The organism is Photobacterium sp. SKA34, from assembly GCF_000153325.1.
Lineage (GTDB): Bacteria > Pseudomonadota > Gammaproteobacteria > Enterobacterales > Vibrionaceae > Photobacterium.
The window spans coordinates 174,102-191,545 of sequence record NZ_CH724146.1; the positions used below are offsets into that span (position 1 = coordinate 174,102).

At 42.5% G+C, this 17,444-nt stretch carries 14 protein-coding genes and 3 pseudogenes; 12 read left to right on the forward strand and 5 right to left on the reverse strand.

Annotation, left to right across the window (positions count from 1 at the left end; translation table 11 throughout):
* Window positions 1-69: 69 nt before the first annotated feature.
* Genes gyrB through dnaA form a run of 4 tightly spaced genes read right to left on the reverse strand, consistent with a single transcriptional unit; the run spans window position 70 to window position 6,094 of the window.
* Window positions 70-2,487: a DNA topoisomerase (ATP-hydrolyzing) subunit B gene (gyrB, locus tag SKA34_RS21635; protein WP_006647546.1), complete on the reverse strand. Its 2,418-nt coding sequence runs from the start codon at window positions 2,485-2,487 to the stop codon at window positions 70-72.
* Window positions 2,488-2,506: 19 nt separating this feature from the next.
* Complete coding sequence (gene recF, locus SKA34_RS21640) at window positions 2,507-3,589, reverse strand: DNA replication/repair protein RecF (protein ID WP_006647547.1); 1,083 nt, start codon at window positions 3,587-3,589, stop codon at window positions 2,507-2,509.
* Window positions 3,590-3,591: 2 nt separating this feature from the next.
* Window positions 3,592-4,692, reverse strand: coding sequence for a DNA polymerase III subunit beta (dnaN, locus tag SKA34_RS21645; protein ID WP_006647548.1), 1,101 nt, complete (start codon window positions 4,690-4,692; stop codon window positions 3,592-3,594).
* A gap of 1 nt (window position 4,693) precedes the next feature.
* Window positions 4,694-6,094, reverse strand: a complete 1,401-nt coding sequence (gene dnaA, locus SKA34_RS21650) for a chromosomal replication initiator protein DnaA (protein WP_006647549.1) — start codon at window positions 6,092-6,094, stop codon at window positions 4,694-4,696.
* Window positions 6,095-6,569: 475 nt separating this feature from the next.
* Here dnaA and SKA34_RS21655 point away from each other — a divergent pair, with 475 nt between their 5' ends.
* The 9 genes and pseudogenes from SKA34_RS21655 (at window position 6,570) to mnmE (ending at window position 13,659) form a co-directional block, all read left to right on the forward strand.
* Entirely contained in the window at window positions 6,570-7,325 is a 756-nt protein-coding gene (locus tag SKA34_RS21655; RefSeq protein ID WP_006647550.1) for an amino acid ABC transporter substrate-binding protein, read from the forward strand.
* An 81-nt stretch (window positions 7,326-7,406) separates the two neighbouring features.
* Window positions 7,407-8,077, forward strand: a pseudogene (locus SKA34_RS21660) (amino acid ABC transporter permease).
* Window positions 8,074-8,810, forward strand: a pseudogene (locus SKA34_RS21665) (amino acid ABC transporter ATP-binding protein). The pseudogenes SKA34_RS21660 and SKA34_RS21665 overlap by 4 nt, the downstream one beginning before the upstream one ends.
* A gap of 183 nt (window positions 8,811-8,993) precedes the next feature.
* Window positions 8,994-9,131, forward strand: coding sequence for a 50S ribosomal protein L34 (gene rpmH, locus SKA34_RS21670; protein WP_005372258.1), 138 nt, complete (start codon window positions 8,994-8,996; stop codon window positions 9,129-9,131).
* Between the two features lie 15 nt (window positions 9,132-9,146).
* Window positions 9,147-9,503, forward strand: a complete 357-nt coding sequence (rnpA, locus tag SKA34_RS21675; RefSeq protein ID WP_005372259.1) for a ribonuclease P protein component — start codon at window positions 9,147-9,149, stop codon at window positions 9,501-9,503.
* On the forward strand, window positions 9,470-9,727 hold the full coding sequence (yidD, locus tag SKA34_RS23050; protein ID WP_083784444.1) for a membrane protein insertion efficiency factor YidD: 258 nt from the start codon (window positions 9,470-9,472) through the stop codon (window positions 9,725-9,727). The genes rnpA and yidD overlap by 34 nt, the downstream gene beginning before the upstream one ends.
* 2 nt (window positions 9,728-9,729) lie before the next feature.
* The gene (yidC, locus tag SKA34_RS21680; RefSeq protein WP_006647554.1) at window positions 9,730-11,364 is read left to right on the forward strand and encodes a membrane protein insertase YidC; all 1,635 of its coding nucleotides are present in this window, start codon (window positions 9,730-9,732) and stop codon (window positions 11,362-11,364) included.
* 154 nt (window positions 11,365-11,518) lie between these two features.
* Window positions 11,519-12,178: pseudogene (yidC, locus tag SKA34_RS21685) on the forward strand (membrane protein insertase YidC); the annotation flags it as partial.
* A 113-nt stretch (window positions 12,179-12,291) separates the two neighbouring features.
* A complete protein-coding gene (gene mnmE / locus SKA34_RS21690; RefSeq protein WP_006647556.1) occupies window positions 12,292-13,659 on the forward strand; it encodes a tRNA uridine-5-carboxymethylaminomethyl(34) synthesis GTPase MnmE in 1,368 nt (455 codons plus the stop codon).
* Window positions 13,660-13,734: 75 nt separating this feature from the next.
* On the opposite strand, the gene SKA34_RS21695 is transcribed toward mnmE, so the two are convergent.
* On the reverse strand, window positions 13,735-14,274 hold the full coding sequence (locus tag SKA34_RS21695; protein ID WP_006647557.1) for an adenosyltransferase: 540 nt from the start codon (window positions 14,272-14,274) through the stop codon (window positions 13,735-13,737).
* Window positions 14,275-14,429: 155 nt separating this feature from the next.
* Here SKA34_RS21695 and SKA34_RS21700 point away from each other — a divergent pair, with 155 nt between their 5' ends.
* From SKA34_RS21700 to SKA34_RS21710, 3 genes are read left to right on the forward strand one after another with little or no spacing between them, the layout of a single operon-like run.
* Window positions 14,430-15,359 carry an ABC transporter substrate-binding protein gene (locus SKA34_RS21700; protein ID WP_069358476.1) on the forward strand — a complete coding sequence of 310 codons (930 nt, stop codon included), beginning with the start codon at window positions 14,430-14,432 and terminating at the stop codon, window positions 15,357-15,359.
* The gene (locus tag SKA34_RS21705) at window positions 15,352-16,386 is read left to right on the forward strand and encodes an iron ABC transporter permease (RefSeq protein ID WP_006647559.1); all 1,035 of its coding nucleotides are present in this window, start codon (window positions 15,352-15,354) and stop codon (window positions 16,384-16,386) included. The genes SKA34_RS21700 and SKA34_RS21705 overlap by 8 nt, the downstream gene beginning before the upstream one ends.
* Window positions 16,383-17,144: an ABC transporter ATP-binding protein gene (locus tag SKA34_RS21710; protein WP_006647560.1), complete on the forward strand. Its 762-nt coding sequence runs from the start codon at window positions 16,383-16,385 to the stop codon at window positions 17,142-17,144. The genes SKA34_RS21705 and SKA34_RS21710 overlap by 4 nt, the downstream gene beginning before the upstream one ends.
* Window positions 17,145-17,444 lie beyond the last annotated feature (300 nt).

Genomic DNA, 17,444 nt, shown 5'->3' on the forward strand with positions numbered 1-17,444 from the left:
GATAAATAAAAAACGCCACTATCACTAGCGGCGTTTTTTTGAGCTTGAGAGACAAACTATTCGTTTGTGCTATACGTCAAGGTTAGCAACTTTCAATGCGTTATCTTCGATAAAGTTACGACGAGGTTCAACCTGATCACCCATTAGACAGGTAAACAGCTCATCCGCCGCAACGGCATCATTGATAGTTACTTGCATCATGCGACGGGATTCTGGATCCATCGTTGTTTCCCAAAGTTGCTCTGGGTTCATCTCGCCTAGACCTTTGTAACGCTGTAGAGAAAGACCACGACGTGATTCTTTGTTCAGCCACTCCAATGCAACTTTAAAGCTTGAAACCGCCTGCTTGCGCTCACCACGTTGAACAAACGCAGTATCATCAAGTAAACCGTTTAATGCTTCAGAAAGGTCTGCGATCTTCGCGTACTCTTTTGAGTTTAGTAAATCAAAGCTTAGTAAGTATTCGTGATCAACACCGTGAGTACGAACCACAACTTTAGGTAAGTACACATTGTTTTCTTCATCACGGATAATTTCAAAGCTGTACTGACTTTCACCTGATTGTTTAGCATTAAGTGCAGCAATCAATGGTGTTAACCATGCTTCTACTTGTGCTTCTTCAGCCATCATCTCTGTGCTTAAACGAGGTTGGTATACAAACTCATTTAACATCAATGATGGGTAGCGACGACTCATACGCTCAATTAACTTCATGCCCGCATTGTATTGAGTAACAAGACTTTCTAATGCTGTACCTGTCATTGCTGGTGCGCCATCATTGGCAAACAATGATGCGTTATCCAGTGCCAAAGTTGTTTGGTACTGGTTCATATCTTCATCATCTTTGATGTATTGCTCTTGCTTACCTTTCTTCACTTTGTAAAGTGGTGGCTGGGCAATATAAATGTGACCACGTTCGATAAGCTCTGGCATTTGACGGTAGAAGAAGGTCAATAGTAGCGTACGAATGTGCGAACCATCGACGTCGGCATCGGTCATGATGATGATGTTGTGGTAACGCAGTTTATCTGGGTTGTACTCGTCACGACCGATACCACAGCCCATTGCCGTGATAAGTGTTGCCACTTCTTGTGAAGACAGCATCTTGTCGAAACGGGCTTTTTCTACGTTAAGGATCTTACCTTTAAGCGGTAGGATTGCCTGATTTTTACGGTTACGCCCCTGCTTGGCTGAACCGCCAGCAGAGTCCCCTTCCACTATGTAAAGTTCAGATACAGCAGGATCTTTTTCCTGACAATCTGCAAGTTTACCAGGAAGACCTGCTAAATCTAATGCGCCTTTACGACGTGTCATTTCACGGGCTTTACGTGCTGCTTCACGCGCGCGTGATGCATCAATGATTTTGCTACATACGGTTTTCGCATCACTTGGGTTTTCTAATAAGAATTCCGCCAGCTTTTCATTCATTGCAGATTCAACAGCCGCTTTGACTTCACTTGAAACAAGCTTATCTTTGGTCTGGCTAGAGAATTTAGGATCCGGTACTTTAACAGAAACAACGGCTGTTAAACCTTCACGCGCGTCATCACCCGATGTCGCCGCTTTAGCTTTCTTCGAGTAGCCTTCTTTATCCATGAATGAGTTCAATGTACGTGTTAACGCACCACGGAAACCAGCTAAGTGCGTACCACCATCACGTTGAGGAATGTTGTTAGTAAAGCAGTAAATGTTTTCTTGGAAACCGTCGTTCCACTGCATTGCAACTTCAACCGAAATACCGTCATCACGCTCACTATCAAAGTGGAAAACCTTCGGGTGAATTGGCGTTTTGTTACGGTTTAAGTGCTCTACGAATGCACGAATACCACCTTCATACATGAAGTGATCTTCTTTACCTTCTTCACGCTCATCACTTAAATTGATTGATACGCCAGAGTTTAGGAATGAAAGCTCACGTAAACGCTTGGCTAAAATCTCATAATGGAATTCGATATTGGTAAAGGTGTCTTCACTTGGCCAAAAACGGATACGAGTACCGGTTTTTTCAGTATCACCGATCACAGCTAATGGCGCATCAGGTACACCGTGACGGTACACTTGTTGGTAAGTGTGGCCAGCACGTTGAATAGTTAGCTCTACTTTTTCAGATAAGGCGTTTACAACTGACACACCTACACCGTGTAGACCACCTGATACTTTGTAAGAGTTATCATCGAACTTACCACCAGCGTGAAGTACCGTCATGATAACTTCTGCTGCTGATACACCTTCTTCTTCGTGTATCTCGGTTGGAATACCACGACCGTCATCGCTTACCGATACCGAACCATCTTCATGGATAGTAACAATGATATCTTCACAGTGACCAGCAAGAGCTTCATCGATAGAGTTATCGACAACCTCAAAAACCATGTGGTGCAAGCCAGTACCATCATCGGTATCACCGATGTACATTCCTGGGCGCTTACGTACCGCATCGAGGCCTTTAAGCACCTTAATGCTTGATGAATCGTAATTATTGGACATTGAGTTACTCTCGCTTTAATTATCCTGCGGTTATTTTACCGTGTTCCACATGGAACAACTTGCCATTTTCATCAAGCATATCGGCAACTTGATCGTCACTAATAGCACTGATGAAGACTTGGGCGTTCGTTTCCTTTAATCGTTGCGCTAGCAACGCTCGCCTTTGGCTATCCAATTCGGAAGCAAAATCATCAATAAGGTAAATACATTGTTTGCCAGTCGCTTCTGTAAGATGTAAACCTTGCGCTAAGCGCAAAGCACACACCATCAATTTCAGTTGTCCACGAGACAACACGTCCTCAACAGGCGTACCGGCAACCTTTATCCGTAAATCAGCTTTATGTGGCCCACTTACGGTATAGCCAAGTTGGCAATCACGTTCAAAATTGCGCTGCAACAACTCAGCATAAGGTGTTTCTTTTTCCCAGCCTCGGTAAAAGCCGAGTTGAATATCAAATTCAGGGAGAAAAACCTGAAATATCTCTGCGGCTTTTTCTTTTACCGCAGAAATGTAATCTTTACGCCATACGCTTATTTCTTCTGCCAATAAGGCAAGTTCTTGATCCCAATAACTGAGCTCTCGATAACTGCGGGCAGTTTTTAATAAGGCATTACGTTGTTTGGTTAATCGCTTTAAGCGCGCCCATGCATGATAGAACTTAGGTTCAACATGAAACACACCCCAATCGATAAACGCTCGGCGATATTTAGGACCGCCGATTAATAAATCAAATCCTTCAGGGGTTATCAACTGTAATGGCAAAATCTGAGCAAGTTGTGCCAACTTTTGATTGGACTCCCCAGCTATTTTAACGTCAGTTGTCCCATCACGTTTTTTGTTGATCCCTATCGGTAGCATTAACTGAGTTTGGTTATCAACCACTCGACCATGAATAAACAGCTCGGCCTGTTCATGGCGGATCACTCTGCTTGTTAAGTGGCTACGGAACGAACGCCCATGACCTAAGTAATGGATCGCTTCCAATACACTGGTTTTGCCACTGCCGTTAGGGCCCACTAAAAAGTTAAAGCCAGCAGCTAATGCTAAATCACACGATGCAATATTACGAAAGTCGTGCACCATCAAACGAGTAAGTGCCATACCTATAGTCTGATAGGCATCACCACATACATGGCTTCATCGTTAGTGGCATCTTCAATTAACGACGGCGCATTTGCATCAGATAATGATAAACGGACTTGATCGCATTTAAGGGTATTTAATACATCCAACACATAGCTCACGTTAAAACCAATTTCTAAGCTATCGCCTTGGTAATCAACATCAAGAAACTCTTCCGCTTCTTCTTGCTCTGGGTTGTTCGCCGTAATACGCATTTCACCATTAGATAAGTTAACACGCACACCACGGAATTTTTCGTTTGATAAAATCGCCGCTCGAGCAAATGCATTACGCATCTCTTCACAGCCCGCTTCAACAAACTTAGTACTGTTTTGTGGCATAACACGACGATAATCAGGGAAGCGTCCATCAACTAATTTAGATGTGAAAACAAAGTTGTTCACTGTCGCGCGAATATTTGAATTACCAATTTGAATGTTAACTAACGATTCAGGGTTATCAAATAGACGAACCAACTCTAATACCCCTTTACGCGGTACGATAACTTGCTTCGTTGGTAATTCATGACCCGTATCAATCGCACACACCGCCATACGGTGGCCATCAGTTGCAACCGATCGTAAATGCTGGCCATCAGTTTCAAACAACATACCATTTAAGTAGTAACGAACATCTTGGTTAGCCATTGAAAACTGCGTGCTATCAATCAACTGACGCATACGACCTTGTTCAAGCGTAAATGCAACTTCACTTTGCCAATCTTCAATATTCGGGAAATCAGCAGCAGGCAGTGTGGTTAATGTATAACGGCTACGACTTGAACGAATAAGTACGCGATCACCTTCGTAACTCACCGAAATAGTGGCATTACTCGGTAAACCACGACAAATATCGAGGAACTTACGAGAAGGTACAGTAACCGTACCGGATTCATAATCCCCTTCAAGGACAACCTTGGCGATAAGTTCAACTTCAAGATCGGTACCTGTCATCGACAAGCAACCATCTTCTACTTTCAACAAGATATTGCCTAAAATCGGCAATGATGGGCGACCACCAAGAGCTGCTGCAACTTGTTGTAAAGGCTTTAATAAATATTCGCGTTCGACGGTAAATTTCATATCAAGACGACAATGTTCTAATTAGGTTTGAATAATCTTCTTTAATATCGTGGCTCTCTTCACGCAGTTGCTCGATCTTACGGCAAGCGTGAAGCACGGTAGTATGATCGCGACCACCAAAAGCATCGCCGATCTCAGGAAGACTGTGGTTGGTCAATTCTTTTGCCAGTGCCATTGCCATCTGACGAGGACGTGCAACACTGCGAGAACGACGTTTAGACAACATATCTGCCATCTTTATTTTATAGTATTCAGCAACAGTCTTCTGAATATTATCTATCGTAACCAGCTTTTCTTGAAGTGCTAATAAATCACGCAATGCTTCACGAACAAAATCAATCGTGATCGCACGACCAGTGAAGTTTGCATTGGCAATAACACGGTTCAATGCCCCTTCTAACTCACGAACATTTGAACGAAGACGCTTGGCAATAAAGAACGCCACTTCATCAGCAAGACGAATATTATGATCTTCCGCCTTCTTCATTAAAATAGCAACGCGTGTTTCAAGCTCCGGCGGCTCAATTGCCACCGTTAAGCCCCAACCAAAACGTGATTTTAATCGATCCTCAACCCCATTAATTTCACGAGGGTAACGATCTGAAGTCAGAATGATTTGCTGATTACCTTCTAATAACGCATTAAAGGTATGGAAGAACTCTTCTTGAGAACGCTCTTTATTAGCAAAAAATTGAATATCATCAATCAATAATGCATCAACGCTACGGTAATAACGTTTAAACTCTTCAATCGCATTATTTTGTAAGGCTTTGACCATATCCTGCACAAAACGTTCTGAATGCATGTAAACCACTTTGGCATTCGGTTTACGATTGGCTATCGCATTACCTACCGCATGCAATAGGTGCGTTTTACCTAACCCAGTACCGCCATATAAAAACAATGGATTATACGCCGCTCCCGGATTATCAGATACCTGACGACACGCCGCTAAACCTAACTGGTTCGATTTACCTTCAACAAAATTATTGAAATTATGTTTTGGGTTGACGTTAGAACGGTAACCACCAGGCGATTCATTTTGCACCGGAGAAGGCGCAGGCTCATGATGGACTGCTGGTTGAGGTTCTACCGCAGGTTTTGACTTTGGCAAAGTAAAGACGGGTGGCGCAACTGGCTGCGGCGGTGCTGCAACGGGTTTGCTCCCCACTTCAAAATGCAGGCTCGGTGCATCAGCACCACAAAACTCATTAAGTAGACGATTGATGTTATTAAGATATTTATCGCGAACCCAATCTAATACAAATCGATTAGGAGCAAATAATGTCAAAGTATGATCATTTAATTCAGCCTGAAGCGGACGAAGCCACATACTGAATTCTGTCGCAGGGAGTTCTTCTTGAAGGCGTTGAAGGCACTGCAACCATAGCGAAGATGACAAGGTAGACTCCACACTGAATAAACAAAACATAAAAGGAGGATAATTTTATACTCGCTGAACAAGGATCACCAGTAAAGAGATCGCAGATCCAGTGAATAAGATCGAACTTATGCACATAGATCGCACAACAACATGTAAGATCAGCACAAATTAACCCATCATTACCCACAGCTATATTAACACAGCTATCACAAAGATAAGTCTTTCATTCCCCGTTTAATACTATTTTTACTTAAGAATGACCATTTTATCATCGCCAATTATCATCCACAGGGAAAAGTTTTCATTGTGGGTAACCTTCTCTATCAATTTCCTCGCTCATACCATGCAGAAAAGACATGATGAAACACAGTAATATGCTCGTAATTAAACAAATAGTTATTTCAAATAACTGTAAATTATTATCTTTATCATTTAATGCCAAGGTAGGATTAATTACACACATAAAACACTACTAATAAAAGGTAAATGCCAAATGAAAAACTGGATAAAACCCGCAGTTGTTGCCACAACACTGCTTGCATGTTCTACCACCAGCGTTATGGCAGAAACTACGGTAAAAGTCGGCATGTCAGGACGTTATTTCCCTTTTACATTTGTTAGTAACGACAAACTACAGGGTTTTGAAGTCGACCTTTGGCATGAGATAGGTAAACGTAATGACTATAACGTTGAATTTGTCACCGCAAGTTTCTCTGGATTGTTTGGACAATTAGAGACAGGACGTATTGATACCATTTCAAACCAAATTACCATTACTCCAGAACGTAAAGCCAAATTCTTATTTAGCCAACCTTATGTCATTGATGGTGCGCAATTAGTAGTAAGAAAAGGCAATAATACGATCCACTCGACAGCTGATTTAAATAATAAAACCGTTGGCGTTAATCTCGGTTCAAACTACGAGCAATTATTACGAGATCTACCTAACGCTAAACAAATCAACATCAAGACATATGACAGTGGTATTGAACAAGATGTCGCACTAGGACGAACAGATGCCTTTGTTATGGATCGTTTATCTTCCGTTGCAATTATCAAAGATAAACCCCTACCGCTTCAGTTAGCAGGTCAGCCGTTTGCAACCATTGAGAATGCGTGGCCGTTTTTAAATACCGCCCACGGTAAATTGCTTCAACAGCAAGTTAATACGACATTAGCAGCAATGCGCAAAGACGGCACTTTAACGACTATCTCAACCAAATGGTTCGATAACGATATCACCCAATAACAATCACGATTCCACCATTGACCGTTTAGCCCAATGGTGGCCTCTCTAACTTTTATTCAATCAGTACAACGGATCATCATTATGGGTTTTGATTTTGATTACATGCTATCGTTGATGCCTATATTGTTGAAATACCTACCAACAACATTATTAATGGCAACCATTGGCGCAATATTTTCCCTCATAGTCGGCCTTATTCTCGCGTTAATACGGATTTACCAATTACCACTACTCAATATACTGACTCAGCTTTATATAAGTTTCTTTCGCGGTACCCCATTACTGGTACAGCTCTTTTTACTTTATTACGGCTTACCACAGATCATACCAAGCTTGGTCGGGCTAGATGCATTTAGCGCAGCCGTGATTGGTCTTAGTCTGCATTTTGCCGCTTACATGGCTGAAAGTATTCGTGCTGCAATTACAGGGGTTGATCGAAGCCAGCGTGAAGCTAGCTTGACGATAGGTATGACAGAATGGCAAACAATGCGGCGTATTATTTTACCGCAAGCCACCCGTATCGCCTTACCGTCATTGATGAATTATTTTATCGATATGATCAAATCCACGTCACTCGCGTTTACGCTTGGCGTACCAGAGATTATGGCGAAAGCACAAATGGAAGCCTCATCAAGCTTTAAATTTTTTGAAGCATTCCTTGCCGTTGCAATGATTTATTGGGCTGTTGTAGTAGTGCTTACTCGCTACAACAACTGGCAGAAACCCGTTTAGACAGGGCATATGTACGATGATAAAGATCAAACAACTTACCAAACAGTTTGGTGAACATACCGTCTTTAGTAACCTTGACTTGAACATAAAAAAGGCGAAATCGTAGCAATTATTGGCCCGTCAGGTACCGGGAAATCGACATTTTTACGCTGCCTTAATTACCTTGATAGCGCTAATAGCGGTTCGATCACTATCAATGCAACCACAATTGACTGCAGACAGCCGAAAAAAAGTGAGATTTTAGCCCTTCGCCGCCAAACCGGATTTGTGTTTCAAAACTATGCCTTATTTAATCATCTCACAGCGCAACAAAATATCAGTGAAGGATTAGAAGTCGTTAAAGGTCAGAATAAACAACAAGCGAAAGCGCGTGCTTTAGGCATTTTGAGCGATATTGGTTTATCTGATAAAGCCAACGCTTATCCAGCAGCTCTCTCAGGTGGTCAACAACAGCGCATTGGTATTGGTCGAGCAATGGCATTAGATGCTGAATTATTGTTGCTTGATGAGCCAACATCAGCCTTGGATCCCCTATGGGTAAATGAGGTATTAAGCTTGATCAAACAATTAGCGCAACAACAGCAAACTATGTTGATCGTTACTCATGAATTGCAGTTTGCCCGCGAAGTCGCCGATAGAGTGATCTTCATGGCTGACGGCGAGTTTGTCGAGCAAGGACCACCACAACAGATCTTCACTCAACCCAAGGATCCACGGTTACAGGCATTCTTAACGCAAATAGAGATCCAATAAGGATCCTTGAACTTCGTCTAATAAAAAGTATAATGCAGCGCCCGTTACCAGTTACACGTATATTTATTGACTCTTTGTTAGTCAGTGATTACAATTCCGCCTCTTTGTTAGAGGTATTTGACTAATTTAAGTCAAAGACTGGTAACAAACTTAAAAACTGATCAGTTAATTTAAGGTAACAAAATGTCTAAACGTACTTTCCAACCAACTGTTCTTAAGCGTAAGCGTACTCACGGTTTCCGTGCTCGCATGGCTACTAAGAACGGTCGTGCAACAATCAATGCACGTCGCGCTAAAGGCCGTAAGCGTCTTTCTAAGTAATCATCGACGATTATTTTGAAGAACTACGCTTTTTCTCGGGAGTTACGCTTGTTAACTCCCGAACATTATAAAACTGTCTTCCAGCAAGCTCATCGTGCTGGCTCTCCTCACTTAACTATTCTTGCCCGTTCTAACGAACTAAACTGCCCCCGTCTTGGTCTGGCTGTTCCCAAAAAACAGATTAAAACTGCTGTAGATAGAAATCGCTTTAAACGTATTGTGCGTGAAAGTTTTCGTCTAAAACAACATCAGCTTCCAGCAAAAGACTTCGTAGTGATTGCAAAGAAATCAGCTAACGAGTTGAGCAACGAAGAACTCTTCAAATTGTTAGATAAGTTATGGCATCGCCTGTCTCGCCCTTCGCGTGGCTAGTCGTAGGACTAGTCCGCTTTTACCAAATGGCAATCAGTCCTCTCCTTGGGCCACGATGTCGTTTCACTCCAACCTGCTCCCAATATGCGATCGAAGCTGTAAAAACGCATGGAGCGTTAAAAGGTTGTTGGTTAGCGGCGAAACGTCTATTAAAATGTCACCCTTTAAATGACGGTGGTTACGACCCCGTTCCGCCAACTAAGCATAACGACAGAGAACATTAACTATGGGTTCCCAACGTAATATTCTGTTAATTGCCCTACTTTTTGTCTCATTCTTATTATTTCAACAATGGAATGCTGACAAAACTCCTAAGCCTCAAAGCCAAGGTGTAGCGCAACAATCGACACAAAGCAGTGATATCCCGTCACATTCAGCTGAAGGTCAGCCTCTAACTGATCAAACTAGCTCACAAAACTTAATTACCATTAAAACGGATGTACTGGAATTAACAGTCGATACGCTTGGTGGTGATGTAGTTGATGCTAAGCTGCTAAAATACAACAACACACTAGATTCAAAAGACCCTTTTGTACTACTTAACGATACAGATGGTCATGACTACATTGCACAATCAGGTTTAATCGGCCCGAATGGTGCTGATTCTCAACAAGGTGGCCGTGCGCAATACAGCGTAACAGCAAAAGACTTTGTAATGGGTCCTGAGCAAAATGAATTACGTGTACCGATGACATTCACTAAAGATGGCATCAATTACACCAAAACATTTGTTCTTAAGCGTAATGATTACGCTGTTAACGTTGATTACACCGTTGCGAACAACACTGATAAAGCAGCAAGCGTGCAAATGTATGCTCAGCTTCGCCATAAGTTAAGTGATTCAGGCGGTAGCCTAACAATGCCTACTTACCTAGGTGGCGCATACTCAGCGAACGATACTAAGTACAAGAAATACAGCTTCGACGACATGAAGGATAAGAACCTTGATGTTGCTGCGAACGAAGGTTGGGTTGCTATCATGCAACACTACTTTGTTTCTGCTTGGATCCCACGTGATGGCGCAGATCAAACATCTCAAGTTTACTCGACCACAAGTAATGGTAACGGCTTCATTGGTGTTCGTATGCCAATCGAAACGGTAGCACCGGGTCAAAGTAAAGCAATCAAAGCAACGCTTTGGGTTGGTCCTAAACTTCAGAACGAAATGGCTGCAACGGCGAAGAACCTTAACCTAACAGTTGATTACGGTTGGCTATGGTTTATCGCAAACCCACTACACAAGCTATTGTCATTTATCCATGGCCTTGTGGGTAACTGGGGTATTGCAATCATCATCCTAACGTTCATTGTTCGTGGTGCAATGTACCCACTAACAAAAGCGCAATACACGTCAATGGCTAAAATGCGTATGCTACAGCCAAAGATCCAAGCGATGCGTGAGCGTTTAGGTGACGACCGTCAACGCCAAAGCCAAGAGATGATGGAACTGTACAAGAAAGAGAAAGTTAACCCACTGGGTGGCTGTCTTCCTATCTTGCTACAGATGCCAATCTTCATTGCACTATACTGGGCATTAATGGAATCAGTTGAATTGCGTCACGCGCCATTCTTCGGCTGGATCCATGACTTGTCAGCACAAGACCCGTACTACGTGCTACCTATCTTAATGGGTATCACTATGTTCTTTATCCAGAAGATGAGTCCGTCAACAGTGACAGACCCTATGCAGCAGAAGATCATGACCTTTATGCCGGTTATGTTTACTTTCTTCTTCCTGTTCTTCCCTTCAGGCCTAGTGCTTTACTGGTTAGTGTCAAACATCGTGACGTTAATCCAGCAGACTATTATTTTCCGTGCCCTTGAGAAAAAAGGCTTACACAGCAGTAAAAAAGCGAAGTAATCTTCTCTAGCACTAAAAAGGCGACCCTCGGGTCGCCTTTTTTATTTGCATTACTCGGACTTTAATACGATTATTGATGGTTAAAATTTAATCTTTATATGGTAGAGCTCGGCACAACATTATGAATCCAGATTTAAATACAGCAGCAATCCCTGATTACGGTTGGTCATCCTTTATCGCCAGTCCTTTACATGAGCTTCTTGCCTTTATTCATGGCATTGTAGGTAACTGGGGCATCGCTATCATTATTCTAACGTTGATTGTCCGTGGCTTAATGTATCCGCTGACTAAAGCGCAATACACATCAATGGCTAAGATGCGTATGCTCCAACCGAAAATCCAAGCGATGCGTGAGCGTTTCGGCGACGACCGTCAACGTCAAAGCCAAGAGATGATGGAGCTGTACAAAACAGAGAAAGTTAACCCATTGGGTGGTTGCTTGCCTTTGCTAATACAAATGCCCATTTTTATTGCGCTTTATACCGTATTGAATCTATCAACAGAACTACGTAATGCGCCCTTTTTTGGTTGGATCCAAAACTTATCAGCGCAAGACCCATACTACGTGCTACCGATTTTAATGGGGATCTCAATGTTCTTTATCCAGAAGAATAGCCCCTCTGCCGTCACCGATCCCATGCAACAGAAAATCATGACTTTCATGCCTGTAATATTCACGGTTTTCTTCTTGTACTTCCCTGCCGGACTTGTGTTGTATTGGTTAACCTCCAATATTGTCACCTTGATCCAGCAAACCATTATTTTCCGTAAATTAGAACAACAAGGCTTACATAGTAGAAAAAATACGAAGTAAGAGAATATTTGCACTGAGGTGGCTTTTTAGTCACCTTTTTTATTTGCCTAATTAGGTGTTACACGCAACACTAGTTTACAATTCTCCTGTTTTTATCAAGCAAAGCCAAGGTTATGAATCAACACATCGATACTATTGTCGCTCAAGCGACACCGCCGGGTCGTGGTGGCGTCGGCATCATCCGCGTTTCAGGCCCTAAAGCCAAAGAAGTTGCGCTTGCTGTTGCAGGTCGCGAACTAAAAACGCGTTACGCTGAATACCTTCCTTTTAAAAATGAAGATGGCACCGCACTGGATCAGGGCATCGCCCTCTTTTTTAAAGGCCCTAACTCATTTACTGGCGAAGATGTGTTGGAACTCCAAGGTCATGGTGGCCCAGTACTGATGGATATGATGATCCGTCGTATCTTAAAAATTGACGGGATCCGTGCAGCACGTCCTGGTGAGTTCTCTGAACGCGCCTTTATGAACGACAAGCTCGATTTAGCGCAAGCAGAAGCGATTGCCGACTTAATTGATGCAAGCTCTGAAGAAGCAGCCAAAAGTGCGTTTAAATCACTGCAAGGTGCATTCTCAACCAAAGTAAATGAACTGGTTGAAGCCTTGATTCATTTACGTATCTTTGTAGAAGCAGCAATTGACTTCCCTGAAGAAGAAATTGATTTTCTTTCTGACGGTAAAGTAGGTGGTGATTTAAATGGCATTATCGATCGCTTAAATGCGGTACGTAAAGAAGCCAACCAAGGCGCGATTATGCGTGAAGGTATGAAAGTAGTCATTGCTGGTCGCCCTAATGCAGGTAAATCTAGCCTGTTAAATGCTCTATCAGGTAAAGATAGCGCGATTGTGACAGATATTGCGGGTACGACTCGTGACGTACTACGTGAGCATATCCACATTGATGGCATGCCACTGCACATTATTGATACCGCAGGTTTGCGTGAAGCCTCTGACGAAGTAGAGCGCATTGGTATTGAGCGTGCGTGGGATGAAATTGCGCATGCTGATCGCGTTCTGTTTATGGTTGATGGCACCACGACAGATGCGACCGATCCCAAAGAGATCTGGCCTGACTTCATTGAGCGTCTGCCGGCTGATATGGGCTTAACCGTGATTCGTAACAAAGCAGAGCTTACCGGTGAACAAACTGGTATCTGTCATGCCAATAATCCAACCTTAATTCGATTATCAGCACGTACGGGTGATGGTGTAGATGCACTACGTGAACACCTAAAACAATGTATGGGGTTCTCTGGTACCACTGAAGGCGGCTTTATGGCACGCCGTCGTCACTTAGATGCACTAGAGCGTGCCGCTGAGCACCTTGCTATAGGCAAAGAGCAACTTGAAGGCTTTATGGCTGGTGAAATTCTTGCCGAAGAGTTACGTCTTGCTCAACAACACTTAAGTGAGATCACAGGTGAATTTACATCGGATGATTTACTCGGTCGTATCTTTACCTCGTTCTGTATTGGTAAGTAAATACTAACCATTGATAGCAGAAACAAGAAAGCGTCATATATATTTGATATATGACGCTTTTTATTATTTTTTATATTAACTTTTCGGCGATTTAGGATAATTAATACTGATATATTCTGGCTCTTCTATTCCCGCTTCTTGGTTCAAGACCCGCGTTAAGGCAAAGTAGTAGTTCACTAACAAATTAGCAAAGCGTGGTAAGGTTTCAGGTACCTTTTTCCCCGAAGCATCCACTAACACTAATTGACGTACCACTTTCTTCGCTAAACTTCGACACTGATGTAACAGCACAACCGAACCAACACCACGAGGTAAAACAAAGCGTTTATTGTTATCCGTCACCTGCGCTCGGAAATGGTGGTAATCAGATTTTAGTTTCTCGATATCAGTTTCAAAAATCCCACATTTTCCCCGAATAGAGCCATTGAGATGGAACAGGTGTGGCTGTAGCCATGCTAATGATTGGCGGATCTCCCCCTCTTCAAGTTGAGATAATGCCAGCCCTGTATAAGTGCATAACTCATCGGTTAGGATTTCAAAATCACACAAAGGGGAGTCTTCAAAGATAAAGGGATAAGCCAGCTCATCAATATTGCCTGAGAACTTTAATGTCATTGGTACCACCTAAAGATAACGAATACGGCGATATTAACAGAGTGATACACGACTGTAATTGACAGCATAATCAAAATCGCTAACTATGAGCGCCACCTTTTGTTTGCCCAAGGAAGAGCGACAAGCAGCCTTTATTATGCTTTTCGATGACTATTATGCGCCAATTTTTTCATGCTTTTTCACTGTGCACAGCTTTACTAGCCAGCAACCTAAGTTACGCTGAACAAGCAACAACCTATCCGCTTACAGTAATGGATGCGACCCAAAAAATGGTCTCTCTCGACCATCCGCCATTGCGCGTATCATCAAAAAGTATGTTCAGTGATCAGGTATTAATTGAACTATTGCCACCAGATCAAATAAGCAGCTTAAGTCGGTTAAGTAAAGATCCCACCTATTCCTTGATCGCCAATAAATTACCGACAACGATCCCACTGCTAGATCTCAATATTGAAAGTACTATTGCCAACCAACCAGATTTACTGATTGCAGCCAATTGGAGCGACCAACAAAAAGTGAATATCCTGCGTCAAGCAGGTATTCATGTTTTTGTATTTAATACCGTATATACATTAGCCGATATTAAAAATAACATTCTCATGTTAGGTAAATTGGTAAATCAAAACCAACGCGCTCAACAGTTAGTCGATACGATGGATCGTAAACTAAAACAACACGTCGTCATTTCCAAACATCGACTTACCGCCGTTGAATACACCCCATGGGGCGCATCAAGCAACCGCCAATCAACCATTAATACCATTTTTGAGCAGGCAGGATTAATCAATGCCATTGCAGCAACTCAAGGGGATAAATACGGTCAAGTACCACTGGCAAAAGAGCAGTTACTACTCCTCAACCCTGATGTCATTATTGTTCCTGGAACCTGTGGTAAAGATATCAATGATAGCAGTAACGCCTTTCGTCAGGAGCTATTAAACGATCCTTCACTGCAACAATTAAGCGCAATTAAACACCACAAAGTGATCTGTTTACCTCAAGCATTACGTTCAACGGATAGCCAATATATTGTTGATGCCATTATCTATTTAAACCATCATGTTTATGGCAAACCTCATGCATAAATTAGCAACGCCCTATCAGTGGCTACTGACGAGCGGTATCTTTATTGTTACCGTCATAGCGTATCTCAGCTTAGGCTCTGTCTCTATCCCAATAACAGATATCACAGGTCTACTACATACTTATCTCGTCCAAGGTAGCCACGCTGCAGTGGAGCAATATCCACTCGCCAATGCTATCGTGCTCCATATTCGCCTCCCTCGCGCTTGTGCCGCTATATTAGCTGGTGGTGCATTAGCCCTTGCTGGCGCTTGTAGCCAAGGATTATTTAAAAACCCCTTGGCCAGTCCTGATATTTTAGGGATCAGTGCCGGTAGCAGCTTTGCTGCTGTTATCGCCATCGTCACAGGGATCAGTGCCACAGCTATAGGTTGGCTACCTCTTTTCACTACCATTGGCGCACTTACTAGCGCTTTATTGGTGTATATGCTCGCGGCTAAATCTCAACAACAAGGGCTATTTATTATATTGGCAGGTCTCGCAGTATCAAGCTTGCTAGGAGGCTTGACCATGGGCGTATTGTTGACTGCGCAACAATATGAGATCAGCGAGTTTGTTTTCTGGACGATGGGAGGACTAGACTCTCGCATCTGGCAACAGTTGCTATGGCCCACGCCGATCATAGTTATTACAGCAATCGTGCTGTTACGCCACGGCCAAGTGTTAAATTTGCTGGCTCTAGGTGAACAAAATGCCCATGGTATGGGCGTTAATGTTAGGCGCAGCCGATTCACATTACTCGTATTAACCACCGTACTCACCGCAATGGCTATTGCTGTAGCAGGCCCAATTGGCTTTATCGGCTTAATCGTACCGCATTTAATCCGCCTTATTTTAGGGCCAGATAATCGACGTTTATTGCCTTTTTCAGCTATTTTCGGCGCCTTATTTTTATTACTGTGCGATCTTCTGGCGCGAACCGTGATCGCTCCCAATGAATTAAAAACAGGGATCATTACTGCCGTTATTGGTGGCATTTATTTTATTGCCCTATTGATCCGTAGTCAGTACAAAGGGATAGCCCAATGAATACGATCATTCAAGCCAAACACCTTTCTTTTCAGCAAGGAAACAAGCCGTTATTAACGGATATTAATTTCACAATTGGCGCAGGTGAACTGGTTGGGATTATTGGTCCAAATGGTGCAGGGAAAAGTACATTATTAAAGTGTTTAGCAGGCTATTTGACGCCATCATCTGGCGAGATATTTCTCAAAGAAAAACGACTTTCCAGTTATCGTCACCAACAACGTGCACAGCACATGAGTTATCTCCCCCAACATACAGAGCCAGCATTCGCTTTTTTAGTCAAAGATGTAATTGGTTACGGCCGCTATAGTCACAGCAACCCAATAAGTAACAAAGAATTTAATAGAATTATCCATCACTTAAACATTGAAAAACTATCAAATCAACCACTTAACCAACTATCGGGAGGAGAACAACAACGAGTACACTTTGCTCGTCTATTACTTCAAAACGCTGATTGTATGTTACTGGACGAACCCACAGCCAGCCTAGATATCGGCCATGAATCTGAGTTAATGAATATCCTCGCAGCTCAATGCCAACAAGGAAAGACGGCGCTAGTGGCAATTCATAACCTCAATACTGCACTTGAGTTCTGCGATCAGTTATTACTTTTACAGCAAGGTGAATTAATTGCCTTTGATACACCAGATAACGTATTGACCCCTTCTCGATTACATCAACTATACCAAGATAACATCACTATTTATCGCCATCCGGAATCAGATAAACTTTATCTAACGCCACGAAGAAAATAGATCCTTTTCTTTTATAACAAAACGACAGGATCAGCTTTTTTTATGATCATAAGCCTGTGGTTAAAATACCAAGATCATGTGAGTAAGATCATCAGTGCTATATTATCCACAACAACACGATCCCTAACCTAAGATCTTCTATCTACTTTATAACGCGACTTTTTCTTATAAAGTACCCACATATTTTCCTCTTAATTAAGAGTTAATTTGCTGGTGGATATCAGTTAGCCATAGATAAGTGAATAAAATGGCGATAACCTACAACAAAGAATATCTAATTGATGATAAAAATCATCGAAA

Coding starts and splice junctions, on each gene's coding strand:
- SKA34_RS21710 (WP_006647560.1), top strand. CDS start 16,383: ATGAATACGATCATTCAAGCCAAACACCTTTCTTTTCAGCAAGGAAAC.
- yidD (WP_083784444.1), top strand. CDS start 9,470: ATGGCATCGCCTGTCTCGCCCTTCGCGTGGCTAGTCGTAGGACTAGTC.
- SKA34_RS21705 (WP_006647559.1), top strand. CDS start 15,352: ATGCATAAATTAGCAACGCCCTATCAGTGGCTACTGACGAGCGGTATC.
- yidC (WP_006647554.1), top strand. CDS start 9,730: ATGGGTTCCCAACGTAATATTCTGTTAATTGCCCTACTTTTTGTCTCA.
- dnaN (WP_006647548.1), bottom strand. CDS start 4,692: ATGAAATTTACCGTCGAACGCGAATATTTATTAAAGCCTTTACAACAA.
- gyrB (WP_006647546.1), bottom strand. CDS start 2,487: ATGTCCAATAATTACGATTCATCAAGCATTAAGGTGCTTAAAGGCCTC.
- SKA34_RS21695 (WP_006647557.1), bottom strand. CDS start 14,274: ATGACATTAAAGTTCTCAGGCAATATTGATGAGCTGGCTTATCCCTTT.
- SKA34_RS21655 (WP_006647550.1), top strand. CDS start 6,570: ATGAAAAACTGGATAAAACCCGCAGTTGTTGCCACAACACTGCTTGCA.
- recF (WP_006647547.1), bottom strand. CDS start 3,589: ATGGCACTTACTCGTTTGATGGTGCACGACTTTCGTAATATTGCATCG.
- SKA34_RS21700 (WP_069358476.1), top strand. CDS start 14,430: ATGCGCCAATTTTTTCATGCTTTTTCACTGTGCACAGCTTTACTAGCC.
- mnmE (WP_006647556.1), top strand. CDS start 12,292: ATGAATCAACACATCGATACTATTGTCGCTCAAGCGACACCGCCGGGT.
- rpmH (WP_005372258.1), top strand. CDS start 8,994: ATGTCTAAACGTACTTTCCAACCAACTGTTCTTAAGCGTAAGCGTACT.